The organism is Streptomyces sp. NPDC005706 (genome assembly GCF_040631045.1).
GTDB lineage: Bacteria > Actinomycetota > Actinomycetes > Streptomycetales > Streptomycetaceae > Streptomyces.
The window spans coordinates 1-24,685 of the sequence record NZ_JBEXYS010000025.1 but is presented as its reverse complement, the minus strand read 5'-3'; the positions used below and the strand labels follow the sequence as shown (position 1 = coordinate 24,685).

Here is a 24,685-nt window from a genome sequence, read left to right as displayed (position 1 = left end):
CACCACGCGCATGGAGCAGTACGAGCCCGACCGCCTCACCCCGGCCCAAGTGGCCGCCATGCGGCGCAGTCTGCGCAACGGCAGGGCCGCGATGACCCGCCGGTCGCTGCTGCGCGCCTCCGCGGGCGGCGCGCTCACGGTCGGCGGTCTCGGGGCGCTGAGCGGCTGCGGGATCCCCGCGGCGGGCCAGACCCAGGGCGGCACGTCCGCCCAGGACCACTCGGCCCAGGAGAAGACCGTGAACTTCTCCAACTGGACCGAGTACATCGACGTCGACGACAGCGGAAAGCGCCATCCCACGCTGGAAGCGTTCCGCGGGCGGACCGGCATCACGGTCAAGTACACCGAGGACATCAACGACAACAACGAGTTCTTCGGCAAGATCAAGCCGCAGCTCGCCGCCGGCCAGGCCACCGGCCGCGACCTGATCGTCCTCACCGACTGGCTGGCCGCCCGGCTGATCCGCCTGGGCTGGGTCCAGAAACTGGACCCGTCCAACCTGCCGCACGCCTACACCAACCTGTCGCCGCAGTTCCGCGACCCCGACTGGGACCCCGGCCGCGCCTACTCCTACCCCTGGCAGGGCATCCCGACGGTCATCGCCTACAACAAGAAGGCGCTCGACGGCATCGAGGTGAAGTCGGTCTCCGACCTGCTCGACAACCCGAGGCTCAAGGGCCGCGTCTCCTTCCTGTCCGAGATGCGCGACAGCATCGGCATGACCCTGCTCGACATGGGCAAGGACCCGGCGAAGTTCACCGACGACGACTTCGACGCCGTCATAGCCCGGCTGCAGAAGGCCGTCGACAAGGGCCAGATCCGCCGCTTCACCGGCAACGACTACACCTCGGACCTGACCAAGGGCGACATCGCCGCCTGCGTCGCCTGGGCCGGGGACGTGGTCCAGCTCAAGGCGGACAGCCCGGACGTCGACTTCGTCATCCCGGACAGCGGCTACATGACGTCGACCGACAACATGCTGGTGCCCAACAAGGCGCGCCACAAGACGAACGCCGAGCGGCTGATCGACTTCTACTACGAGCCGGAGCAGGCCGCCGCGCTCGCCGCGTACATCAACTACGCGACTCCCGTCGACGGTGTGAAGCCCTACCTTGCGAAGATCGACAGGGACGCGGCGAACAACCCGCTGATCGTTCCCGACAAGGCCATGCAGGCCAAGTCGCACTCCTTCCGCTCGCTGAGCCAGAAGGAAGAGACGGCCTACGAAGAGAAGTTCGCGAAGCTCACAGGGGCGTGACGACCATGACGACAGACAACAGCGGCGACGTCCGCCTCTCCGGTATCAGCAAGACCTACGACAACGGCTTCACCGCCGTTCAGCCGCTCGACCTGACCGTGCCGCAGGGCTCCTTCTTCGCCCTGCTCGGCGCCTCCGGCTGCGGCAAGACGACCACCCTGCGCATGATTGCCGGTCTGGAGGAGCCCTCCTCCGGCACCGTGTGCCTCGGCGACCAGGACGTCACCCATCTGCCGCCGTACAAGCGCCCCGTGAACACGGTCTTCCAGTCCTACGCCCTCTTCCCGCACCTCGACATCTTCGAGAATGTCGCCTTCGGCCTGCGCCGGCGTGGCGTCAAGAGCGTGAAGAAGCAGGTCGAGGAGATGCTGGAGCTGGTCCAGCTCGGTGAGCAGGCGCGCAAGAAACCGCACCAGCTCTCCGGCGGCCAGCAGCAGCGGGTCGCGGTGGCCCGCGCGCTGATCAACCACCCGAAGGTGCTCCTCCTCGACGAGCCCCTCGGCGCCCTCGACCTCAAGCTGCGGCGCCAGATGCAGCTCGAACTCAAGCGCATCCAGACCGAGGTCGGCATCACCTTCGTGCACGTCACCCACGACCAGGAGGAGGCCATGACGATGGCCGACACGGTCGCGGTGATGAACGCCGGCCGGGTCGAGCAGCTGGGCGCGCCCAGCGACCTGTATGAGAACCCGAGCACGACCTTCGTGGCGAACTTCCTCGGCACCTCCAACCTCATCGAGGCCGAGGTCGACACGAAGAACGGCGACGACATCGTGCTCAAGGCCGGCGGCGGCAAGCTGGTGCTGCCCCAGGCGCGGTGTTCCGCCCCGGCGACGACCGGCGGCAAGGTGCTGGTCGGCATCCGTCCCGAGAAGATCGCCCTCACCCACGCCGACGACGCCGGCTCCATCCCCGAGGGCCGCAACCGCCTCACCGGCAGGATCGCCGACGCCAGTTTCATCGGCGTCTCCACGCAGTACGTCATCGACAGCCCCGTCTGCGACGAACTCGCGGTCTACGTCCAGAACGTCGAGCGCGACGGCCGGCTGGTCCCCGGCGCCGAGGTCGTCCTGCACTGGAGCCCGGCGCACACGTTCGGACTCGACGCCTCCCAGGACATCGACGCCGGCGTCGAGACCGTCGAGGAAGAGGCCGCCTGACCATGTCGACGCTTCAAGAGGCGCCACCGCCCCTCGCCCCCGCCGAACCCGCGAAGACGCCCCCGCGCAGGCGCGGCCGGTTCACTCCGTACTGGCTGCTGCTGCCCGGCCTGCTGTGGCTCGTCGTGTTCTTCGCGCTGCCGATGATCTACCAGGCCTCCACGTCCGTGCAGACGGGCTCCCTGGAGGACGGCTACAAGGTCACCTGGCACTTCGCGACGTACTGGGACGCCCTGGCCGAGTACTGGCCGCAGTTCCTGCGCTCCGTCTTCTACGCGGCCGCCGCGACCGTCCTGTGCCTGGTGCTCGGCTATCCGCTGGCCTACCTCATCGCCTTCCGCGCGGGCCGCTGGCGCAACCTGATCATGGTGCTGGTGATCGCGCCGTTCTTCACCAGCTTCCTGATCCGCACCCTGGCCTGGAAGACGATCCTCGCCGACAGCGGCCCGGTCGTGCACGCGCTGAACTCGCTGCACCTCCTGGACGTGACCGACTGGCTCGGCTGGACGGCGGGCGACCGCGTCCTCGCCACCCCGCTGGCGGTGGTGTGCGGTCTCACGTACAACTTCCTGCCGTTCATGATCCTGCCGCTGTACACCTCGCTGGAGCGGATCGACGGGCGGCTGCACGAGGCGGCCGGCGACCTGTACGCCAAGCCGTGGACCACCTTCCGCAAGGTGACCTTCCCGCTGTCGATGCCGGGCGTGGTCTCCGGCACGCTGCTCACCTTCATCCCCGCGACCGGTGACTACGTCAACGCCGAACTCCTCGGCTCCACCGACACCCGCATGATCGGAAACGTCATCCAGACCCAGTTCCTGAGGATCCTGGACTATCCGACCGCCGCGGCGCTGTCCTTCATCCTCATGGCCGCGATCCTGCTCATGGTCACGGTCTACATCCGCCGGTCCGGGACGGAGGACCTGGTCTAAATGCCCTTCGTCACCTGGCTCAAGCGTCATCTCGTGGTCATCGCCGGGCTGTTCACGCTCGCCTATCTGCTGCTGCCGAACATCGTCGTCACCGTGTTCTCCTTCAACAAACCGAAGGGGCGCTTCAACTACGAGTGGCGGCAGTTCTCCACGGCGGCCTGGAAGGACCCGTGCGGAGTCGCCGACATGTGCGGCTCGCTGACCCTCAGCCTCCAGATCGCCTTCTGGGCGACGGTCGGGGCCACCCTCCTCGGCACCATGATCGCCTTCGCGCTGGTCCGCTACCGCTTCCGCGCGCGGTCCGCCGTGAACTCGCTGATCTTCCTGCCGATGGCCATGCCCGAGGTCGTCATGGCGGCCTCGCTGCTCACCCTGTTCCTCAACATGGGCGCTCAGCTCGGCTTCTGGACGATCCTGATCGCGCACATCATGTTCTGCCTCAGCTTCGTCGTCGTCGCCGTCAAGGCGCGCGTGATGTCGATGGACCCGCGCCTGGAGGAGGCGGCCCGCGACCTGTACGCCGGGCCGGTGCAGACGTTCCTGCGGGTGACGCTGCCGATCGCGGCACCGGGCATCGCGGCGGGCGCGCTGCTGTCGTTCGCGCTCTCCTTCGACGACTTCATCATCACCAACTTCAACGCCGGTTCGACCGTCACGTTCCCCATGTTCGTGTGGGGTTCGGCGCAGCGCGGAACGCCCGTGCAGATCAACGTCATCGGTACGGCCATGTTCCTGGTCGCCGTGCTGTTCGTCCTGGTCTCGATGCTCATCACCAACCGCCGTAACAGCCAGAAGGCGTAGCAGCCCTGTAGGGAGTTGAAATCATGGCCCCGAGCGCCATGAGTCGTGGCAAAGACAACTGGATCTCCGCCCTCTCCGAAGCCCAGCCGGTCCCGTACTGGCTGGAAGACCCCGGCAAGCCCCGCCCCGAGCCCGCCCTCACCGGCACCGAGACCTGTGACCTGCTGGTCGTCGGCGGCGGGTACAGCGGACTGTGGACCGCGCTCAACGCCAAGGAGCGCGATCCGGGACGGGACGTGGTCCTGCTGGAAGGCCGCGAGGTGGGCTGGGCCGCCTCCGGCCGCAACGGCGGCTTCTGTGCCGCCTCCCTCACCCACGGACTGCCCAACGGCCTGACCCGCTGGCCGGACGAGATCCACCGGCTGGAGGAGCTGGGCCGGCGCAACCTCGACGGCATCGAGGCCGCCGTCGCCCGGTACGGCATCGACTGCGACTTCGAGCGCACCGGTGAGATCGACGTGGCCACCGAGGCCTACCAGGCCCGGGAACTGCGCGACTGGCACCGGGAACTGGAGGCCAAGGGCCTCGCCGACGGCATCGAGTTCCTGGACGCCGAGGCGGTGCGCGAGCAGGTGAACTCGCCGACCTTCGAGGCCGGTCTGTGGGATCGCCGGGGCGTGGCCATGCTGCACCCGGCCAAGCTGGCCTGGGGGCTGAAGCGGGCCTGCGTGGAGCTCGGGGTGCGCGTCTACGAGCACACACCCGCGCTCACCCTGAAGCAGTACGGCGCCGGGATGGCCGTACGCACCCCGTACGGCTCGGTCCGTGCCCGCGGGGTCGCGCTCGGCACGAACATCTTCCCGAGCCTGCTGCGGCGCGTGCGCTCGTACACCGTCCCGGTTTACGACTACGCGCTGATGACCGAGCCGCTGAGCGCCGGCCGGCTGGAGTCCATCGGCTGGAAGAACCGCCAGGGCCTCGGGGACTCGGCCAACCAGTTCCACTACTTCCGGCTGTCCGCCGACAACCGGATCCTGTGGGGCGGCTACGACGCCGTCCACCACTACGGCGGCCGGGTGCGCGCCGAGTACGACGACCGCCCGGAGACCTACGCCAAGCTGGCCGAACACTTCTTCACCTGCTTCCCGCAGCTGGAGGGCGTCCGCTTCACCCACGCCTGGGGCGGCGCGATCGACACCTGCTCGCGCTTCTCGGCGTTCTTCGGCACCGCCCACCAGGGCAGGGTGGCGTACGCGGCGGGCTACACCGGCCTCGGCGTGGGCGCCACCCGCTTCGGGGCCGACGTCATGCTGGACCTGCTGGACGGGGAGCGCACCGAGCGGACCGAGCTGGAGATGGTGCGCCGCAAGCCGCTGCCGTTCCCGCCGGAGCCCTTCGCCTGGACCGGCATCGCCCTGACCAAGTGGTCGCTGGCCCGCGCGGACGCGCACGACGGCCGGCGCAATCTGTGGCTGCGCACGATGGACCGGCTGGGCCTCGGCTTCGACAGCTGAACCCGGCCCTGGGGTGACCCGGCTCACTCGAAAGAGGGGCCGCAACCCGCGTAATGCACCAGGGAGGACCTCCTTCTTCCTTCTGGACGCGACCGCGTCCCGAGGAACGAGGAGGTCTTCTTGATGAGTGCGGCCAATACGGCGATCGAGTGGCTGGTGGCCGTCGCGCCGGATCCCGAGGCCTGCCGCTGGGCCTGGGAGCGCAATCCGCTCGGGGTCACGCTGCTGCCCGCCGGCCGGGCCTGGGACGTGCTGATCCTGCCGGGGGAGCTCGGGTATCCCACGCTCGACGTGCTCACCCGGGTCCTCGGCCTGCCCGGCCCGGTGCTCGTCGACTTCGGCGACAGCCGGGTCGGCTTCTTCGTGCCGCCCGGCACCGCGGCCCGCTGGCTGGGCACCGGCATCCGTACCGCCGGAGCCGGCACCTGGATCGTCGTGCCGTACCCGGGCCGGGCGACCCGGACCGTGCGCTGGCTGGTGCCGCCGGACGGCTCGGGGACGCTGACCGACCCCGCGCTGCTGGAACTGGCGATGCACGAGGCGGCCGCGGAGCTGGCCCGGGGCGGGAGAGGGGCGGACAGCGGCCCGACATCTTGACAACAGGATTGGTCTGGACCAAGTTGAGTGCGCTCCGCCCCTCCAACTCCCCCCGCTCCGGAGGCCCTTGTGGACCGCGCCAGACGCGACCGACGCCCCAGATCCCTCCTCGCCCTGTTCACGGCCGCGCTGCTGGCCGTACCCGGCATCACCGCGCTCTCGTCGGCCGCCCACGCGGCCGACGCGGACCTCGCGAAGAACGGCGGCTTCGAGTCCGGCCTCGACGGCTGGACCTGCACGGCCGGGACGACGGTCACCTCACCCGTGCACAGCGGCGGCTCTGCGTTGCGGGCCACCCCGGCCGGCGGCGACAACGCCCAGTGCGCGCAGACGGTGACCGTGCGGCCGAACGCGCAGTACACCCTGTCCGGCTACGTCCGCGGCTCCTACGTCTACCTGGGCGCGACCGGCACCGGCACCACCGACGTCTCCACCTGGACCCAGTCCGCCGCCGACTGGCAGAAGCTGTCCACCACCTTCACCACCGGCGCCGACACCACGAAGGTGACCGTCTACACCCACGGCTGGTACGGCACCGGCGCCTACCACGCCGACGACATCTCCCTCACCGGCCCGGGCGGGAGCGCGCAGCAGCCGCCCGCCGCGCCCACCGGCCTGAAGACCGGCACCGTCACCTCCTCCTCCGTCGCCCTGTCCTGGTCGGCGGTGACCGGCGCCACCGGCTACGCGGTCTACCGCGACGGGGTCAGGGTGCGGACGGCGAGCGGCACCTCGGCCACCGTCACCGGGCTCACCCCCTCGACGGCGTACGGCTTCCAGGTCGCCGCGGTCAACGAGGCGGGCGAGTCCGCGAAGTCGGCCACCGTGACCGCGACGACCCCGGCCGACACCGGCGGCGGCTCACCCGGCCTGCCCGCGCACGCGCTGGTCGGCTACCTCCACACCACCTTCGCCAACGGCTCCGGCTACACCCGCCTGGCCGACGTGCCCGACAGCTGGGACGTCATCGACCTCGCCTTCGGCGAGCCGACCTCGGTCACCTCCGGCGACATCCGGTTCAACCGCTGCCCGGTCACCGAGTGCCCGAACGTGGAGAGCGACGCCGACTTCAAGGCGGCGGTCAAGGCCAGGCAGGCGGCCGGCAAGAAGGTGCTGATCTCCATCGGCGGCCAGAACGGCCAGGTCCAGCTCGCCACGACGGCCGCGCGGGACACCTTCGTCGCCTCGGTCTCCAAGATCATCGACGACTACGGCCTGGACGGCCTCGACATCGACTTCGAGGGGCACTCGCTCTCCCTGAACACGAACGACACGGACTTCAAGAACCCCACGACCCCCGTGATCACCAACCTGATCTCGGCCCTGAGGACCCTGAAGGCCAAGTACGGCTCCGGGTTCGTGCTGAGCATGGCACCGGAGACCTTCTTCGTGCAGAACGGCTACCAGTACTACGGCACCGGCAAGTGGGGCGGACAGGACCCGCGCTGCGGGGCGTACCTCCCGGTCATATACGCCCTGCGCGACGACCTGACGCTGCTGCACGTCCAGGACTACAACTCCGGCCCGATCATGGGCCTGGACAACCAGTACCACTCCATGGGCGGCGCCGACTTCCACATCGCCATGACCGACATGCTGCTCACCGGCTTCCCGGTCGCGGGCGACGCGAACAACGTCTTCCCGCCGCTGCGCCCCGACCAGGTCGCCATCGGCATGCCGGCGTCGACCAACGCGGGCAACGGCTACGTCTCGCCGTCCGAGGTCACCAAGACCCTGGACTGCCTCACGAAGAGGACGAACTGCGGCTCGTACGCGACCCACGGGACCTGGCCCGCCCTGCGGGGTCTGATGACGTGGTCGGTGAACTGGGACCGCTACGCGAACTGGGAGTTCCAGAAGAACTTCGACGGCTACTTCGGCTGAGCACGGCACGGGGGACGAGGAACAGGGTGGTCAGCAGCACGGTGCTCAGGCACCAGCTGGCCACCACGTCCAGCGGCCAGTGCCAGCCCCGGCGGACCAGACCGTAGGAGACGCCGAGGACGAGGGCCGCGCAGCCGCCGACGAGCAGCCGGCGGGCGGCGGGGGAGCGGAGCCAGGGAAGCAGCAGCAGGGTCGCTGAGCCGTACGCGATCGCCGCCGTCGCCGTATGGCCGGACGGGAAGTAGCCGGTCCCCGGGGACACCGGTGTTCCCGGGCGGTCCGTCCACTCCTTCAGCGGGACCACGACCGCCGGGACCAGCGCCATCAGGGCGGCCGCGGTGGCGGGCCGCAGCCACCACAGGTGCGTGCCCGCGGCGCGGCCGCGCCAGGCGACGTACCCGGCGGCCAGGAGCAGCACGGGGACCGCCACCTCGACGTTGCCGAGGTCGGAGAGCCCGCCGGAGAACCGGTCCGGGTGGACCAGGGCCCCGCTGAGCCGCTCGTCCACACGCGTCAGCGGGCCGTCGGCGACCACCTGCCAGGTGATCACCGCGAAGAGGAGAAGAAGGAGGAGGCACAGACCCAGAAGCACAGCCATGAGGGACAGACTGGCAGGTTTCGGCCGGGAAGGAGGTCGGCCGCCCAGGAACAGGGGGGGTGGTTCCGGGGCGGCCGTCCGGACCGGAACGTCGCTCGCCCCGGGGGGTTTGGGGCGGCGACCGTCCGATCGGTGAGGAGATCCCGGAGCCGTCAGGCCCCGGTTGTGTGCGCGAGGGCACGACCAGGTCGAAGCTGGGGAGGCCCCGGCCTGAGGTCGCCCACAGTCCCCTGTGGGCGGGGTGTATCTCTCATCTGGGTAGAACCTACGGCAGGCCGGGGCGCTTGGGCAGACGCAATCGCGTCCCGCCATCCACCCCGCACACCTTCTTCACACGGCCTGCCGCAGGAACTGTCCATAGGTGCGACCGGGTCGCTCAGATGCGCGAGAAGGCCTGCTCGATGATGTCGAGGCCCTCGTTCAGCAGGTCCTCGCCGATCACCAGCGGGGGCAGGAAGCGCAGCACGTTGCCGTAGGTGCCGCAGGTGAGCACCAGCAGGCCCTCGGCGTGGCAGGCCTTGGCGAGCGCCGCGGTGGCCTCCGGGTTCGGCTCCTTGGTGGCGCGGTCCTTGACCAGCTCGATGGCGATCATCGCGCCGCGGCCGCGCACGTCGCCGATGATGTCGAACTTCTCCGCCATGGCGCCGAGGCGGGCCTTCATGACCGCCTCGATGTTCTTCGCCTTGGCGTTGAGGTCCTGCTCCTTCATCGTCTCGATGGCGCCGAGCGCACCGGCGCAGGCCACCGGGTTGCCGCCGTAGGTGCCGCCGAGGCCGCCCGCGTGCGCGGCGTCCATGATCTCGGCGCGGCCGGTGACGGCGGCCAGCGGCAGACCGCCGGCGATGCCCTTGGCGGTGGTGATCAGGTCCGGGACGATGCCCTCGTCCTCGCAGGCGAACCACTGGCCGGTACGGCAGAAGCCGGACTGGATCTCGTCCGCGACGAACACGATGCCGTTGTCCGCGGCGAACTGGCGGATGGCCGGCAGGAAGCCCTTGGCCGGCTCGATGAAGCCGCCCTCACCGAGCACCGGCTCGATGATGATCGCGGCCACGTTGTCCGGGCCGACCTGCTTGGTGATCTGGTCGATGGCCTGCTTGGCGGCCTCGGGGCCGGCGTTCTCCGGACCGGTCGGCCAGCGGTAGCCGTAGGCGACCGGGACGCGGTAGACCTCGGGGGCGAACGGACCGAAGCCGTGCTTGTACGGCATGTTCTTCGCGGTCAGCGCCATCGTCAGGTTCGTACGGCCGTGGTAGCCGTGGTCGAACACGACGACCGCCTGGCGCTTGGTGTAGGCACGCGCGATCTTGACGGCGTTCTCGACCGCCTCGGCGCCGGAGTTGAACAGCGCCGACTTCTTGGCGTGGTCGCCCGGGGTCAGCTCGGCGAGAGCCTCGGCGACCGCCACGTAGCCCTCGTACGGGGTGACCATGAAACAGGTGTGGGTGAAGTCGGCGAGCTGGGCGGCCGCGCGCCGCACGACGGCCTCGGCGGAGGCGCCGACCGAGGTCACGGCGATGCCGGAGCCGAAGTCGATCAGACGGTTGCCGTCGACGTCCTCGATGATGCCGCCGCCGGCCCGGGTGACGAAGACCGGCAGCGTGGAGCCCACGCCCTGCGCGACCACGGCGGTGCGGCGGGCCTGCAGCTCCTGCGACTTCGGGCCGGGGATGGCGGTGGCGACGCGGCGCTCCTGCGGAAGTGCGGTCATGGGGGCTCCCTGTGATCTTGCGTACCGGGTGTTCCCGGGGGTTCCGGACGGTGCGTTTTTCGGACGCTTGTCTCTTTCTTCGCAGGTTAGGGCCGGGCAAGGCGGGTGGGCATGCTCCATGTGGGCGTTGTCTGCGAGGCCCGTTGTCCGTGGTGGACATAGCAACGGGTGACGGATGTGCCAGGACCGGCCGTCCGCCCGGCCGCGTAAGCGGTGAACTGCCGTTCCCGGGGCGTTAGATTGGCTCGCTGACGGTGGACGGAACGGCAGGTCAGGGGGAGAGGGCCATGGACAGCGACGGGACCCGGGACGCGCGCGGCACGCATGCGAATCCGGTGCCGCGCCCGGCGGTGCCCCCGGAGGGCGCCGCCCTACCGCCCATGCCCCCGGTTCCGCCGGGCGCGCCGCCGCGGCCGGACGGCTCGGCCTTCCTCGCCTGGCTGCGGGCGTCCAGGCCGCAGGCGGCGCCCGGCGTGTGGCGGTTCGGGCACCGGCCGCGGCCCGAGCAGGAACCCGAGCTGATCCCCGCCCGGCAACTGCTGAGCGGCGCGCTGATCGCGTTCCTGGTGGGCTGGCTGGTGTGGTCCCTGCTGTGGAACGGCTACCTCGGCGGCTGGTGGGTGCTGCCGCTCGAGCTGTTCACCCCGGACTCCTGGCGCCAGGGCAACAGCCGCGTCGGCAACGCCGTTCTCTGGTACTCGTACTACACGCTCATCGCCGTCGTCATCATGCTCGTCGTCGGCCGGCTCGGCCGCTGGGGCGAGGTCTGGCGGCGCTACGGCCCGCCCGCCTGGCGTCCGGCCGCGCCCGCCACCGAACCGCCCCCCGCACCCCAACAGGACCCCGCCGAGTGGCCTCAGCTGCGTGCCTCCGGCGCGCACGAGGCCGCCGCGCGGCTGGCCGCCGACGCGCGGGCCGGCCTGATGCGGGACGTGGACCACGCCCGGATCAGCCGGGCCTGGCAGGGCGTGCGGTCCGGCGCGCACAGCCTCGCCACCTTCACCGGGGCCGTGCTCAGGGACGGCGCCGCCGCCTGCCCGCACCCCTCCGGCGAGCGCGACCTGCCCGCCCGGCAGGCCCGGCACGACCTGGTCACCGGTCAGGTGCGGCTCGGCACCACCGCCGACGACCCGCGCAACCCCTACCACTACCGGGGCGCCGGACTCGCCCTCGGGCCCGAGCTGCTCGGCACCTCCCTCATCGCCGTCGGCCCGGCAGGCTCCGGCAAGACCGGCTCCGTGGTCCGGCCGCTCGCCGAGTCGCTGTGCCTGCACGCGCTCGCCGGACAGGCCGCGCTCGTGGTCGTCGGCGCGGCGGGCGCCGGGCTCGGGCCGGCCGAGTCCTACGACGTCGTCGTGCGGGTCGGGCACCCCGACTCCGTCTACGACCTCGACCTGTACGGCGGCACCACCGACCCGGACGAGGCCGCCGCCATACTCGCCGAGGCCCTCGTCGGCGACCTCGCCGACCCGCACCCCGGCAGCGACAGCCGACGCTCCACCACCGTCCTCGCCCAGCTCCTCGGCCCCTTCCGGGCCGTCCACGGCCGTTTCCCCTCCGTCCCCGAGCTGCGCCAGCTCCTCGACGGCACCCCCGGCCCGCTGGCCGCCCTCCGCAAGGCGCTCACCGACACAGGACATGCCTCGCTGCTGCGCGAACTGGACGCCCGCGAGCGGCAGATGGCCCACCCCGGTGATGTCGGCGCGGTGCTCGCCGACCGGGTCGCACTGCTCGACCGGCCCGCCTTCGCCGCCTTCTTCGACACCACCGGGGAGTCCCGGCCGTTCTCGCTGAAGGCACTCGACCACCCGGTGCGGGTCCGCATCGACCTGCCGCAGCGCGGCCACGCCGACGCCTCCCGGATCCTGGCCCGGCTGGTGCTCGCCCAGTTCACGGCCAGTGTGACGGCGCGGGAGGACCGGTCGCTGTTCGCCTGCCTGCTCCTCGACGACGCCTCCGGCGTGGTCACCCCCGAGGCGGTCCGGGGCATCCAGCGGCTGCGGTCGGCGGGCGCGGGCGCCGTGCTGACGCTGCGCACCCTGGACGACGTGCCCCGGCCGCTGCGCGGCCCGCTGCTCGGCTCCACCGGATGCCGGATGGCCCTGTCCGGGCTCACCCCCTGGGACGGGCAGGACTTCGCCGAGGTGTGGGGCAAGGAGTGGACCGAGACCCGGGACGTCACCGACCGGCAGATCATCGCCGAGACCCCGGCCGGCAAGGCCGTGCACATGCTGCGCCGGGTCATCACCGGGCAGGCGCCCACCGCCCGGGCCGTCACCGTCCGCCAGGTGGAGCGCGAGCGCTGGTCCGCCTCCGAGCTGGCGCACGGGGTGCCGCCCGGGCACGCGGTGCTGTCGCTGACGACCGTGCGGGGTGAGCACGCGCCGCCGCTGCTGGTGGATCTGCGGGGCTGAGGCAGGGCCGAACGGCCATCGGCGGACCGTACGGTGCGGCAGAATCGGCATAGGCTGTTCGTACGCGGCGGCCAAATGATCCGAACCGGCCGTCACCGGAACCCCCGTCCGACCGGTTCACCACGACCTGAAGGCCCCATGCCCCCGACGCTCGCCTCGCTCGTCCACCACTCCGCGCTCAAGCTGACCGTGCGCGCGGGCGAGGACCGCCTCGACGTGCCCGTCCGGTGGGCGCACGTCAGCGAGCTGGCCGACCCCGTCCCCTACATGGAGGGCGGCGAGCTGCTGCTGATCACCGCGCTCAAGCTGGACGCGGAGGACCCGCAGGCCATGCGGCGGTACGTGCGGCGGCTGGTCGGCGCGGGAGTGGTCGGGCTCGGCTTCGCGGTCGGCGTCAACTACGAGGAGATCCCCGAGGCCCTCGTCGACGCCGCCGAGGAGGAGGGGCTGCCGCTGCTGGAGGTGCCCCGCCGCACCCCGTTCCTCGCCATCAGCAAGGCCGTCTCCGCCGCGATCGCCGCCGACCAGTACCGGGCCGTCACGGCCGGCTTCGCCGCCCAGCGCGAGCTGACCCGCCAGGCGCTGAACGCCGGCCCCGAGGGACTGCTCGGCGCGCTCGCCGCGCAGATCGACGGCTGGGCGGCGCTGTACGACGCCTCGGGCGCCGTCGTCGCCGCCGCGCCCGAGTGGGCCGGCCGCCGCGCCGCCCGGCTCACCGCCGAGGTGGAGCGGCTGCGGGAACGGCCCGCTCCGGCGTCCTCGGTGGTGGGCGGACCGGAGAACGAGGACCGGGTGGAACTGCACTCCCTGGGGACGGGGAAGCGCCCGCGGGACGCGCTCGCCGTGGGCACGGCGGCCGCGCTGGGCACCGCCGAGCGCTACGCCCTGCACTCCGCGATCGCCCTGCTCACCCTCACCACCGAACGCTCCCGCTCGCTGCACGCGGCCGAACAGCGGATCGGCGCGGCGGTGCTGCGCATGCTGCTCGCCGGCGAGCCCGACCACGCCCGGGCGGTCGCCGGTGACCTGTACGGCGGGCTGCTCGACGCGCCGTTCCGGATGATCGTCGCCGAGCCGGGGTCCGGCGGCGACCCGCTGGGCACGCTCGCGGAGACGGTCGAGGCCGCGGCGGCGCGCTCCGGTGAGGCGGTGCTCGTGGTGCCGGAGCGGGAGCGACTGGTGGTGCTGGTCGCCGACGGGGGCGCGGCGGTGGCCGCGTGCACCGGGCACGCGTCGGGGCTGGAGCGCGCGCGGGGCGTGCCCGAGCAGGGGGCGGCCGGGGAGGACGACCTGGTCGTCGGCCTCTCGGCGCCGGCCGGCCCGATAGCGGCGGCCGCCGCCTACAAGCAGGCCGAGCAGGCGCTCTCGGTGGCGCGGCGACGCGGACGGGTGCTCGTCGAGCACGACCAGCTGGCCGCGGGCTCGGTGCTGCCGCTGCTGGCCGACGACGCGGTGAAGGCCTTCGCCGACGGGTTGCTGCGGCCCCTGTACGAGCACGACGCGACGGGCCGCGGGGACCTGGTCGCCTCGCTGCGCGCCTGGCTCTCCCGGCACGGCCAGTGGGACGCGGCCGCGGCGGACCTGGGCGTCCACCGGCACACCCTGCGGTACCGGATGCGCAGGGTCGAGGAGATCCTGGGCCGCAGCCTCGACGACCCCGACGTCCGCATGGAACTGTGGCTGGCCCTGAAGACGACGTCGACGGAGTGACCGGCTCCACCGCGCCAAACCGGCGCACCCCACACCCCGACTGCTACGACTCGGACAAGCGACCACCGCCCGCCCCCGCCCTACCGTGGACCACGAACCGAAAGCACACCCACAACCCCACAACATGGAAGGGCCGGGACGACTCACATGACTTCCACCCACGCCTTCTGGCTCGCCGGCCGCCAGGCCACCGGCGAGGACACCTTCGACGTCACCTCCCCGTGGGACGGCCGTCTCGTCGGCAAGGTCAGCGTGCCGACCGAGGCCCAGGTCGAGGAGGCCGTGGCCGCCGCGTACGCCGTCCGCGACGACTTCGCCGCCACCCCGGCCCACGTGCGTGCCGCCGCCCTCGACCACGTCAGCAGGCGTCTGGTCGAGCGCACCGAGGAGATCGCCCAGCTGATCTCCGCCGAGAACGGCAAGCCGATCAAGTGGGCCCGGGGCGAGGTCGGCCGTGCCCTCTCCGTCTTCCGGTTCGCCGCCGAGGAGGCCCGCCGCTTCAACGGCGGCGAGGCCCAGCGCCTGGACACCGACGCCGGCGGCCAGGGCCGGCTGGCGCTGACCCGCCGCTTCCCGAAGGGCGTCGTCCTCGGCATCGCGCCGTTCAACTTCCCGCTGAACCTGTGCGCGCACAAGATCGCCCCGGCCATCGCTGCCGGCGCCCCGATCATCCTCAAGCCCGCCCCGGCCACCCCGCTGTCCGGCCTCATCCTCGGTGACCTGCTCGCCGAGACCGAGCTGCCCGCCGGCTCCTGGTCGATCCTCCCGGTCGCCAACGACCGCATGCCCGCCCTGGTCCAGGACGAGCGTCTGCCGGTGATCTCCTTCACCGGTTCGGAGAAGGTCGGCTACGCGATCATGGACTCGGTGCCGCGCAAGCACTGCACCCTGGAACTCGGCGGCAACGGCGCGGCCGTCGTGCTCGGCGACTTCGCGAGCGACGAGGACCTGGACTGGGCCGCGACCCGCATCGCGACCTTCTCCAACTACCAGGGCGGCCAGTCCTGCATCTCCGTGCAGCGGGTCATCGCGGACGCCGCCGTGTACGACCGTCTGCTGCCGCGCATCGTCGCCGCCGTCGAGGCCCAGGTCACCGGTGACCCGAGCGACGCCAAGACCGACGTCGGCCCGCTGGTCAGCGAGGACGCCGCCAAGCGTGTCGAGTCCTGGGTGGACGAGGCCGTCGCCGCCGGCGCGAAGCTCCTCACGGGCGGCGAGCGCGACGGCGCCTCCTACGCGCCGACCGTCCTCACCGAGGTGCCCGCCGACACCACGATCTCCTGCGAGGAGGTCTTCGGGCCGGTCCTCACCGTGCGGAAGGTGGACGGGGAGGCCGAGGCCTTCGCCGCCGTCAACGACTCCAAGTACGGCCTCCAGGCGGGTGTGTTCACGCACGACCTGCAGGTCGCCTTCCGCGCCCACCGCGCCCTCGAGGTCGGCGGCGTCGTGATCGGCGACGTGCCGTCCTACCGCGCCGACCAGATGCCGTACGGCGGCGCCAAGCAGTCCGGCGTGGGCCGCGAGGGCGTGCGGTTCGCGATGGACGACTACACATACGAGCGCGTGCTGGTCCTCACCGGGCTCGCGCTCTGACCTGACACGAACAGGTCGGACGGACGGCCGGAGCCCACTGTGCGGGGGCTCCGGCCGTCTCCTTGTTCCCGGCCGGCAGACCGGCTCCGCCAGCAGACCGGCACCGCCGGCGAACCAGGAAGCGCGGCACGCGTGCGGTGCCGTTCCCTCCGGGCACCGGGCTCTGACGACCGCCTTGCGGACCGCCCGCCAGGTCCGCGGGGAGCAGTCCACAAAGGGCCCCGGCACCGCTGCCTGTCGGTGCCGGGGCCCCTCGTGCCACCGGGCTCTTCCGGACCCTCAGCCGGAGAAGCCGGCGTGCGCGAGCCGCAGGGGGCCGCGCAGCCTGAGACGGACGTCGTGCACGCCGGCGGCGGCGAACGGCGCGTCCACGGTGACGTAGGTGTGCTCGTCGGCCGTCGGGGTGGCGAGGGTGAGCCTGGCGAGCGGCGGGCCGCCGTCCAGGGAGAGTTCCAGCACGCCCTCGCCCGCCAGCCGGGCCCTCACCGTGGTCACGCCGTCCGCGAAGTCGCAGGAGCGGTAGAGCAGTTCACCGGGTGACTCCGCTGCGGCGGGGGTCACCGCGTCGCCCGCCGTCCTGGTGCGGTCGACGATCGCGATGCCGGAGTGCTCGTCGAAGTCGGCGCCGTCCAGGCCCCGTTCGCGCACCGAAGCGCTGCTCCAGGCGGTGGTGGCCGCCCCCGACGGCCGTGTACAGACGCGAACCCGGCCACCAGAAATGAGCACGCTCCTCGGCGAGGAGTTCCGTACGGTCGTCGGTGCGCAGGAAGCGGATCAGCCCCTCGGCGCTCACCTCGACGGTCAGCGCGCCGACGGTCAGCAGTGCCTCCGTGTCACCGGTCTTCACCGAGCCGACGGCCGGCGGGCGTTCCTCGAGCAGGGCGCCCGGCAGCCCGTCGAGCACCGGGCCGCCGAGCCGGGCGCGCACCCGGACCGCGTCCGGACCCCACGGCTCGATCCGCACCGTCTCCTGACGGCCGCTCCACTCCAGCGCGCCGTCACACTCACGGAAGGTGCCGACGGTGAGGGAGGACTGGGCGAGGCTGGCCTTGGGCCGGATTCCGGCGGGCTGGTTCACAAGCATGCTCCTGAAGGAGTGCAGACAGGGAAGGCAGGCAGCGGCCCGCCCCGGGCGGCCGGGGCGGGGTGGAAGACGGAGGAGGGGTCAGGGCGCGGCGGGCGCCGGCCCCGTACTCGCCCGTACCGACAGCTCGGGCGCGATCAGCACGACCTCGTCGCCGCCCCGCCCGTCCAGCTTGGCCATCAGGTGTTCCACGGCGTGCCGGCCCATCTCCTGCGCGGGGATGGCGACCGAGGTCAGCCGCACCGACGCCTGCACGGCGACCTGGTCCGGGCAGATCGCGACCACGGAGACGTCCTCGGGCACCGCCCGGCCCTGCTGGCGCAACAGCGCGAGCAGCGGTTCCACCGCGGACTCGTTCTGCACGACGAACCCGGTGGTGCCGGGCCGCTCGTCCAGGATCCGGGCCAGGGTCACGGCCATCGCGTCGTACCCGCCCTCGCAGGGCCGGTGCAGCACCCGGACGCCGGCCTGCCGGGCCCGGGAGCGGAGCCCGTCCAGGGTGCGCTCGGCGAAGCCGGTGTGCCGCTCGTACACGGCCGGGGCCTCGCCGATGACAGCGATGTCGCGGTGCCCGAGCCCGGCCAGATGCTCCAGGCACAGGGCGCCCGTCGCCGTCCAGTCCAGGTCGACGCAGGTCAGCCCGCCGGCGTCGGCGGGCAGGCCGATCAGCACGGACGGCTGGTGCGAGCCGCGCAGCAGCGGCAGCCGCTCGTCCTGAAGCTCCACGTCCATCAGGATCATCGCGTCGGCGAGCCCGCTGCCGGTGACCCGGCGCACCGCGTCGGGTCCCTCCTCGCCGGTGAGCAGCAGGACGTCGTACCCGTGGGCGCGGGCGGTGGTGGCCACCGCGATGGCGATCTCCATCATCACCGGCACGTACAGGTCGGTGCGCAGCGGGATCATCAGCGCGATGATGTTCGACCGGCTGCTCGCCAGGGCGCGGGCCCCGGCGTTCGGGTGGTAGCCGAGCTCCCGGATGCTCTGCTCGACCCGTTCCCGGGTGGTGGTGGAGATGGACCGCTTGCCGCTGAGGACATAGCTCACCGTGCTCGCCGAGACTCCGGCGTGCTGGGCGACCTCGGCGAGGGTGACCATCCAGCTCTCCAAGCTTTGTGAAGCGCTTCGACACGGCGCATTGCTGACAAGGGCGAGTGAAGGTGGTTCGACAGTAACCCCAGTGGGAGTGCGTGTCCATAGGCTGTCGAAGCGCTTCGACAGCAAATCCGGTCGGCGGGAAGTGCCGTGCGAAACCAGTACACCTCGCCGCCACCGGCCTTCGGCGGCCATTCCACCCGAACGGCGCGCGAGGGGTGGTGGGAGCGGCCCGTTTCGGGTACCAACGATCCAGTAGCACCGGTCGGTAACGAACGACCCTCAATGATCCCTCTTCGCGGCGAGGTGAGCCTCAATGTCCGCCCCCACCACCCAACGCACCAACGTCACCGAACGCGAGGCCCGCCAGGTGGCGGAGGCCGCCCGGGAACAGGACTGGCACAAGCCGAGCTTCGCCAAGGAACTGTTCCTCGGCCGCTTCCGGCTCGACCTCATCCACCCCCATCCGCTCCCCGACGCCGAGTCCGTACGGCGCGGCGAGGAGTTCCTGGCCGAACTGCGCGCCTTCTGCGAGTCGACGGTCGACTCCGCCCGCATCGAGCGCGAGGCCCGCATCCCGGACGAGGTCATCACGGGCCTGAAGGAAATCGGCGCCCTCGGCATGAAGATCGACCCGAAGTACGGCGGTCTCGGCCTGACCCAGCTCTACTACAACAAGGCGCTGGCCCTGGCCGGCTCCGCCAGCCCCGCCGTCGGCGCCCTGCTCTCCGCCCACCAGTCGATCGGCGTACCGCAGCCGCTGAAGATCTTCGGCACCCAGGAGCAGAAGGACGCCTTCCTGCCCCGCTGCGCCCGCACCGACATCTCCGCCTTCCTGCTCACCGAGCCGGACGTCGGCTCCGACCCGGCACGCCTGGCCACCACGGCCGTGCCCGACGGCGACACCTACGTCCTCGACGGGGTCAAGCTGTGGACCACCAACGGAGTCGTCGCCGACCTGCTCGTCGTCATGGCCCGGGTGCCGAAGTCCGAGGGCCACAAGGGCGGCATCACCGCCTTCGTGGTGGAGGCCACCGCCGAGGGCGTCACCGTCGAGAACCGCAACGCCTTCATGGGGCTGCGCGGCATCGAGAACGGCGTCACCCGCTTCCACCAGGTCCGGGTGCCCGCCGCCAACCGCATCGGCCCGGAGGGCGCGGGTCTGAAGATCGCGCTCACCACCCTCAACACCGGCCGGCTGTCGCTGCCCGCGATGTGCGCCGGAGCCGGCAAGTGGTGCCTGAAGATCGCCCGGGAGTGGGCGGCGGAGCGGGAGCAGTGGGGCAAGCCGGTCGCGCTGCACGAGGCCGTCGGCTCCAAGATCAGCTTCATCGCGGCCACCACCTTCGCCCTGGAGGCCGTGCTCGACCTGTCCTCGCAGATGGCCGACGAGGACCGCAACGACATCCGCATCGAGGCCGCCCTCGCCAAGCTCTACGGCTCCGAGATGGCCTGGCTGATGGCCGACGAGCTGGTCCAGATCCGCGGCGGCCGCGGTTACGAGACCGCCGAGTCCCTGAAGGCGCGCGGCGAGCGGGCCGTCCCCGCCGAGCAGATGCTGCGCGACCTGCGCATCAACCGCATCTTCGAGGGCTCCACGGAGATCATGCACCTGTTGATCGCCCGCGAGGCCGTCGACGCCCACCTCTCGGTCGCCGGTGACCTCATCGATCCCGAGAAGACCCTCTCGGACAAGGCCAGGGCGGGCGCGAACGCGGGCGTCTTCTACGCCAAGTGGCTGCCGAAGCTGGTCGCGGGTCCCGGGCAACTGCCGTCCTCGTACGGCGAGTTCAAGCGCGAGGTCGACCTCTCCGGTCATCTGCGCTACGTCGAGCGGCACGCCCGCAAGCTGGCCCGCTCCACCTTCTACGCCATGTCCCGCTGGCAGGGCCGGATGGAGACCAAGCAGGGCTTCCTCGGCCGGATCGTGGACATCGGCGCCGAACTGTTCGCGATGAGCGCGGCCTGCGTCCGCGCCGAGCGGCTGCGCGGTGAGGGCGAGCACGGCCGCGAGGCCTATCAGCTCGCCGACGCCTTCTGCCGCCAGGCCCGCATCCGGGTCGAGGAACTCTTCGGCCGCCTGTGGGCCAACACCGACGATCTCGACCGCAAGGTGGTCAAGGGAGTCCTCGGCGGCGCCTACACCTGGCTCGAGGAGGGCGTCATCGACCCGTCCGGGGACGGCCCGTGGATCGCCGACGCGACCCCCGGACCGTCCGCACGGCCGAACGAACGGCGCCCCTTCGGCGCCTGAACATCCCGCCCCGGACCGGGCGCCTGGGCTCAGACGCCCCAGGTGCCCTGGTTCGAGGCGCAGTTCCAGCCGGTGCCCTTCAGGGTGAACTTCACCTTGTAGGAACGGGTGTTGAGCAGGTGCGTGGGCACCTTCAGCCCGAGGCTGGTCTTCTTCTTGAGCGTCGTCGTGTACACGGACACCGTCTTGGTCGTGTTCTTGGTGACCTTGCCGTTCTTCGCCTTGGCCGTGCCGAAGCGGATGTTGCGGACGTTCGTGACGGTGAACGTGACCTTCTTGAAGCTCTTGGTGGTGCTCTTGTTCTTGATCCCGAAGTACAGACCGCCGTTGGTCACCCAGCCGTGCGAGTCGACGTAGAAGCGGCTCGGGTAGACCAGGTCGACCGGGCAGCCGGTGCTCGTCGCCGTCGCGGCGGACGCGACACCGCCCAGACCGAGCTGAGCGGCGGTGACGACCCCCGCCGCCGCCAGGACGGTCGCGGTCGTGCGCATGCGGTTCATCGTGGTTTCTCTCCTCCCCCTGTGAGCCACTTGGACTTGGCTCCAGCGGGCAGGATGCCATGAGTGAGGGCCCCGCACCCGGGAATTCACCCGGCCCGGCGGTACTCGCGGTCGTCGTTGACGCGCGGGTGCGGATGATGTTCACCTCGACCCCACATGCGGAGTTTCAAGAACAATCACCCCATCCGGCGACGAAAACCGGTGACGCGCCCTTCCATGGGGGACGCCCTGTCCGGACGCGCGCGGCTTGCGGCGACAATGGGGGGATGACCGACAGTCCCGCCAGCCCCGCGCCCCTCGCCGACCCGCACCTCGTGTACGACCCCGTCGCGGGCGACGGCCCGAAGGACGTGGTGATCCTCGGCTCCACCGGGTCCATCGGAACCCAGGCCATCGACCTCGTGCTGCGCCATCCCGACCGCTTCCGGGTCACCGCGCTCTCCGCGAACGGTGCCCGCCCGGCCCTGCTCGCCGAGCAGGCGCACCGCCTGCGGGCGCGGACCGTCGCGGTCGCCCGTCAGGCCGCCGTGCCGGCCCTGCGCGAGGCGCTGACCGGGCTCTACGGCGCCTCGGAGCCGCTGCCCGAGATCCTCGCCGGACCGGACGCGGCCACCCACCTCGCGGCCTCCGACTGCCACACCGTGCTGAACGGCATCACCGGGTCCATCGGCCTCGCGCCCACCCTGGCCGCCCTGGAGGCGGGCCGCACCCTGGCGCTCGCCAACAAGGAGTCGCTGATCGTCGGCGGCCCGCTGGTCAAGGCGCTCGCCAAGCCCGGGCAGATCATCCCCGTGGACTCCGAGCACGCCGCGCTCTTCCAGGCACTCGCCTCCGGCACCCGCGCCGACGTGCGCAAGCTCGTCGTCACCGCGTCCGGCGGCCCCTTCCGCGGCCGGACCAGGGCGGAACTGGCGAACGTCACCGTCGAGGACGCCCTCGCGCACCCCACCTGGGCGATGGGCCCGGTGATCACGATCAACTCGGCGACCCTCGTCAACAAGGGCCTGGAAGTCATCGAGGCGCACCTGCTCTACGACATTCCCTTCGACCGCATTGAGGTCGTCGTGCATCCGCAGTCGTATGTCCACTCGATGGTCGAGTTCACCGACGGATCCACGATCGCCCAGGCGACGCCCCCCGACATGCGCGGGCCCATCGCCATCGGTCTGGGCTGGCCCGAACGGGTCCCGGACGCGGCGCCCGCCTTCGACTGGAGCAAGGCCTCCACGTGGGAGTTCTTCCCGCTCGACGACGAGGCCTTCCCCTCGGTGAACCTCGCCCGGCACGTGGGGCGGCTCGCGGGCACCGCTCCGGCGGTGTTCAATGCCGCCAACGAGGAATGCGTCGAGGCGTTCCGCTGCGGCGCACTGCCCTTCAACGGAATCATGGAGACCGTCACCCGGGTGGTCGAGGAGCACGGCACCCCGGTCACGGGAACCCCGCTCACCGTGTCGGACGTCCTCGAAGCGGAGACCTGGGCCCGGGCCAGGGCCCGCGAACTGACAGACCGGACCGCGGAGGCGCGTGCATGACGACCCTGATGTTCATCCTCGGCATAGTGGTCTTCGCGGTCGGCCTGCTCGTCTCCATCGCGTGGCACGAGCTGGGGCACCTGTCCACGGCCAAGCTCTTCGGCATCCGCGTCCCGCAGTACATGGTCGGGTTCGGCCCGACCATCTGGTCGCGCAGGAAGGGCGAGACCGAGTACGGCATCAAGGCCGTCCCGCTCGGCGGCTACATCCGCATGATCGGCATGTTCCCGCCCGACGACGCCGGCCGGGTCTCCGCCCGCTCCACCTCTCCGTGGCGCGGCATGATCGAGGACGCCCGCTCCGCCGCCTTCGAGGAGCTGAAGGAGGGCGACGAGACGCGCATGTTCTACACGCGCAAGCCGTGGAAGCGCGTCATCGTCATGTTCGCGGGCCCGTTCATGAACCTGGTGCTCGCGATCGGCCTGTTCCTCACCGTGCTGATGGGCTTCGGCATCCAGCAGCAGACCACCACCGTCGCCTCCGTCTCGCCCTGCGTCATCGCGCAGAGCGAGAACCGCGACAGCTGCAAGAAGTCCGACCCCGCCTCCCCGGCGGCGGCCGCCGGCATGAGGAACGGCGACCGCATCGTCTCCTTCGCCGGCACGCCGACCAAGGACTGGAACACGCTGTCCGACCTCATCCGGGACAGCGCGGGCAAGGACGTCGCGATCGTCGTCGACCGCAAGGGCCAGGAGCTGACCCTGCACGCGAAGATCGCCACGAACCAGGTCGCCAAGAAGGACTCCAGCGGAACCTACGTCCAGGGCCAGTACGTCAAGGCGGGCTTCCTCGGCTTCAGCTCCGCCACCGGTGTCGTCAAACAGGACTTCGGCCAGTCCGTGACCTGGATGACCGACCGGGTGGGCGACGCCGTCGACTCGCTCATCGCCCTGCCCGGCAAGATCCCCGCCCTGTGGGACGCCGCCTTCGGCGACGGCCCGCGCGAGCCGGACTCCCCGATGGGCATCGTCGGCGCGGCCCGGGTCACCGGCGAGATCGCCACGCTGGACATCCCGGCCTCGCAGCAGCTCGCCATGGCCGTGTTCGTGGTCGCCGGGTTCAACCTCTCCCTGTTCCTGTTCAACATGCTCCCGCTGCTCCCGCTCGACGGCGGGCACATCGCGGGCGCCCTGTGGGAGTCGCTGCGGCGCGGCGTGGCCCGTGTGCTGCGCCGCCCGGACCCGGGCCCCTTCGACGTGGCGAAGCTGATGCCGGTGGCGTACGTGGTGGCGGGCATCTTCGTCTGCTTCACGATCCTCGTGCTGATCGCCGACGTCGTTAACCCGGTGAAAATCTCCTAGCCACCTGAGGTTGGAGGCGGCCCGGAACCCCGTGTTCCGGGCCGCCTTTCATTGAGCGTGTTTGCCGGGTGGGATGTGCCCGCGCCCGCGCCCGTGCCGTAATCTCGAAGCCTGGAGCCCGCCGATCACGGGACCGGACCTTGATCCACGACTTGGGGTTGCACAGCAGATGACTGCGATTTCTCTCGGCATGCCGTCCGTTCCGACCAAGCTGGCCGAGCGCCGGAAGAGCCGGCAGATCCAGGTCGGATCCGTGGCGGTCGGCGGGGACGCGCCCGTCTCGGTCCAGTCGATGACCACGACCCGTACGTCCGACGTGGGCGCCACCCTCCAGCAGATCGCCGAGCTGACCGCGTCCGGCTGCCAGATCGTCCGGGTCGCCTGCCCCACCCAGGACGACGCCGACGCCCTCGCGACCATCGCCCGCAAGTCGCAGATCCCGGTGATCGCGGACATCCACTTCCAGCCCAAGTACGTCTTCGCCGCCATCGAGGCGGGCTGCGCCGCCGTCCGCGTCAACCCCGGCAACATCAAGCAGTTCGACGACAAGGTCAAGGAGATCGCGCGGGCCGCCAAGGACCACGGCACCCCGATCCGGATCGGCGTCAACGCGGGTTCCCTGGACAGGCGGCTGCTGCAGAAGTACGGCAAGGCCACCCCGGAGGCGCTCGTCGAGTCGGCCCTGTGGGAGGCGTCCCTCTTCGAGGAGCACGATTTCCGGGACATCAAGATCTCGGTCAAGCACAACGACCCGGTCGTGATGATCGAGGCCTACAAGCAGCTCGCCGCCCAGTGCGACTACCCGCTGCA

Annotated in this window: 17 protein-coding genes and 3 pseudogenes; 14 read left to right on the top strand and 6 right to left on the bottom strand. The window is 71.3% G+C overall.

Annotated features, from left to right (window positions below; translation table 11 throughout):
* Positions 1-10 precede the first annotated feature (10 nt).
* From ABZ478_RS29465 to ABZ478_RS29435, 7 genes are all read left to right on the top strand, one after another.
* Positions 11-1,258: a spermidine/putrescine ABC transporter substrate-binding protein gene (locus ABZ478_RS29465; protein WP_359553904.1), complete on the top strand. Its 1,248-nt coding sequence runs from the start codon at positions 11-13 to the stop codon at positions 1,256-1,258.
* Positions 1,255-2,418 (top strand): ABC transporter ATP-binding protein, encoded by a 1,164-nt coding sequence (locus tag ABZ478_RS29460; RefSeq protein ID WP_359553902.1) that lies wholly within the window; start codon positions 1,255-1,257, stop codon positions 2,416-2,418. Before ABZ478_RS29465 ends, ABZ478_RS29460 begins: the two co-directional genes overlap by 4 nt.
* 2 nt (positions 2,419-2,420) lie before the next feature.
* A complete protein-coding gene (locus tag ABZ478_RS29455) occupies positions 2,421-3,350 on the top strand; it encodes an ABC transporter permease (protein ID WP_359553900.1) in 930 nt (309 codons plus the stop codon).
* Positions 3,351-4,151, top strand: coding sequence for an ABC transporter permease (locus ABZ478_RS29450; protein WP_359553899.1), 801 nt, complete (start codon positions 3,351-3,353; stop codon positions 4,149-4,151).
* Between the two features lie 23 nt (positions 4,152-4,174).
* The gene (locus ABZ478_RS29445) at positions 4,175-5,605 is read left to right on the top strand and encodes an FAD-dependent oxidoreductase (RefSeq protein ID WP_359553898.1); all 1,431 of its coding nucleotides are present in this window, start codon (positions 4,175-4,177) and stop codon (positions 5,603-5,605) included.
* A gap of 123 nt (positions 5,606-5,728) precedes the next feature.
* Complete coding sequence (locus ABZ478_RS29440) at positions 5,729-6,202, top strand: hypothetical protein (RefSeq protein ID WP_359553896.1); 474 nt, start codon at positions 5,729-5,731, stop codon at positions 6,200-6,202.
* A gap of 69 nt (positions 6,203-6,271) precedes the next feature.
* The gene (locus tag ABZ478_RS29435; protein WP_359553895.1) at positions 6,272-8,086 is read left to right on the top strand and encodes a glycoside hydrolase family 18 protein; all 1,815 of its coding nucleotides are present in this window, start codon (positions 6,272-6,274) and stop codon (positions 8,084-8,086) included.
* Here ABZ478_RS29435 and ABZ478_RS29430 read toward each other — a convergent pair.
* Both ABZ478_RS29430 and gabT read right to left on the bottom strand, forming a co-directional pair.
* Positions 8,028-8,684: pseudogene (locus tag ABZ478_RS29430) on the bottom strand (phosphatase PAP2 family protein); the annotation flags it as partial. The gene ABZ478_RS29435 and the pseudogene ABZ478_RS29430 overlap by 59 nt on opposite strands.
* Positions 8,685-9,060: 376 nt before the next feature.
* Complete coding sequence (gene gabT, locus ABZ478_RS29425; RefSeq protein WP_359553894.1) at positions 9,061-10,395, bottom strand: 4-aminobutyrate--2-oxoglutarate transaminase; 1,335 nt, start codon at positions 10,393-10,395, stop codon at positions 9,061-9,063.
* A gap of 287 nt (positions 10,396-10,682) precedes the next feature.
* Here gabT and ABZ478_RS29420 point away from each other — a divergent pair, with 287 nt between their 5' ends.
* The 3 genes from ABZ478_RS29420 to ABZ478_RS29410 all read left to right on the top strand — a co-directional run bounded on the left by ABZ478_RS29420 (position 10,683) and on the right by ABZ478_RS29410 (position 16,112).
* Positions 10,683-12,809: an ATP-binding protein gene (locus tag ABZ478_RS29420; protein ID WP_359553893.1), complete on the top strand. Its 2,127-nt coding sequence runs from the start codon at positions 10,683-10,685 to the stop codon at positions 12,807-12,809.
* Positions 12,810-12,947: 138 nt separating this feature from the next.
* Positions 12,948-14,519 carry a PucR family transcriptional regulator gene (locus ABZ478_RS29415; RefSeq protein ID WP_359553892.1) on the top strand — a complete coding sequence of 524 codons (1,572 nt, stop codon included), beginning with the start codon at positions 12,948-12,950 and terminating at the stop codon, positions 14,517-14,519.
* Between the two features lie 147 nt (positions 14,520-14,666).
* The gene (locus tag ABZ478_RS29410) at positions 14,667-16,112 is read left to right on the top strand and encodes an aldehyde dehydrogenase family protein (RefSeq protein WP_359553890.1); all 1,446 of its coding nucleotides are present in this window, start codon (positions 14,667-14,669) and stop codon (positions 16,110-16,112) included.
* A gap of 279 nt (positions 16,113-16,391) precedes the next feature.
* On the opposite strand, the pseudogene ABZ478_RS29405 reads toward ABZ478_RS29410, so the two are convergent.
* The 3 genes and pseudogenes from ABZ478_RS29405 to ABZ478_RS29395 all read right to left on the bottom strand — a co-directional run.
* Positions 16,392-16,760, bottom strand: a pseudogene (locus ABZ478_RS29405) (carbohydrate-binding protein); the annotation flags it as partial.
* Positions 16,756-17,190: pseudogene (locus tag ABZ478_RS29400) on the bottom strand (family 31 glucosidase); the annotation flags it as partial. The pseudogenes ABZ478_RS29405 and ABZ478_RS29400, both read right to left, overlap by 5 nt.
* 87 nt (positions 17,191-17,277) lie before the next feature.
* Positions 17,278-18,291 carry a LacI family DNA-binding transcriptional regulator gene (locus tag ABZ478_RS29395; RefSeq protein WP_359553889.1) on the bottom strand — a complete coding sequence of 338 codons (1,014 nt, stop codon included), beginning with the start codon at positions 18,289-18,291 and terminating at the stop codon, positions 17,278-17,280.
* Positions 18,292-18,604: 313 nt separating this feature from the next.
* Between ABZ478_RS29395 and ABZ478_RS29390 the strand changes: the two genes are divergently transcribed.
* Complete coding sequence (locus ABZ478_RS29390) at positions 18,605-20,542, top strand: acyl-CoA dehydrogenase family protein (protein ID WP_359553888.1); 1,938 nt, start codon at positions 18,605-18,607, stop codon at positions 20,540-20,542.
* Positions 20,543-20,571: 29 nt separating this feature from the next.
* Here ABZ478_RS29390 and ABZ478_RS29385 read toward each other — a convergent pair whose 3' ends face one another.
* On the bottom strand, positions 20,572-21,033 hold the full coding sequence (locus ABZ478_RS29385; protein ID WP_358935783.1) for a hypothetical protein: 462 nt from the start codon (positions 21,031-21,033) through the stop codon (positions 20,572-20,574).
* A 275-nt stretch (positions 21,034-21,308) separates the two neighbouring features.
* On the opposite strand from ABZ478_RS29385, the gene dxr reads away from it, so the two are divergent.
* The 3 genes from dxr to ABZ478_RS29370 all read left to right on the top strand — a co-directional run.
* Complete coding sequence (gene dxr / locus ABZ478_RS29380; protein ID WP_359553887.1) at positions 21,309-22,574, top strand: 1-deoxy-D-xylulose-5-phosphate reductoisomerase; 1,266 nt, start codon at positions 21,309-21,311, stop codon at positions 22,572-22,574.
* Positions 22,575-22,582: 8 nt separating this feature from the next.
* The gene (locus tag ABZ478_RS29375) at positions 22,583-23,875 is read left to right on the top strand and encodes a site-2 protease family protein (protein WP_359553999.1); all 1,293 of its coding nucleotides are present in this window, start codon (positions 22,583-22,585) and stop codon (positions 23,873-23,875) included.
* A 169-nt stretch (positions 23,876-24,044) separates the two neighbouring features.
* Positions 24,045-24,685, top strand: a 641-nt coding sequence (locus ABZ478_RS29370) for a flavodoxin-dependent (E)-4-hydroxy-3-methylbut-2-enyl-diphosphate synthase (protein ID WP_359553886.1), incomplete at its 3' end; no start/stop codon positions are given.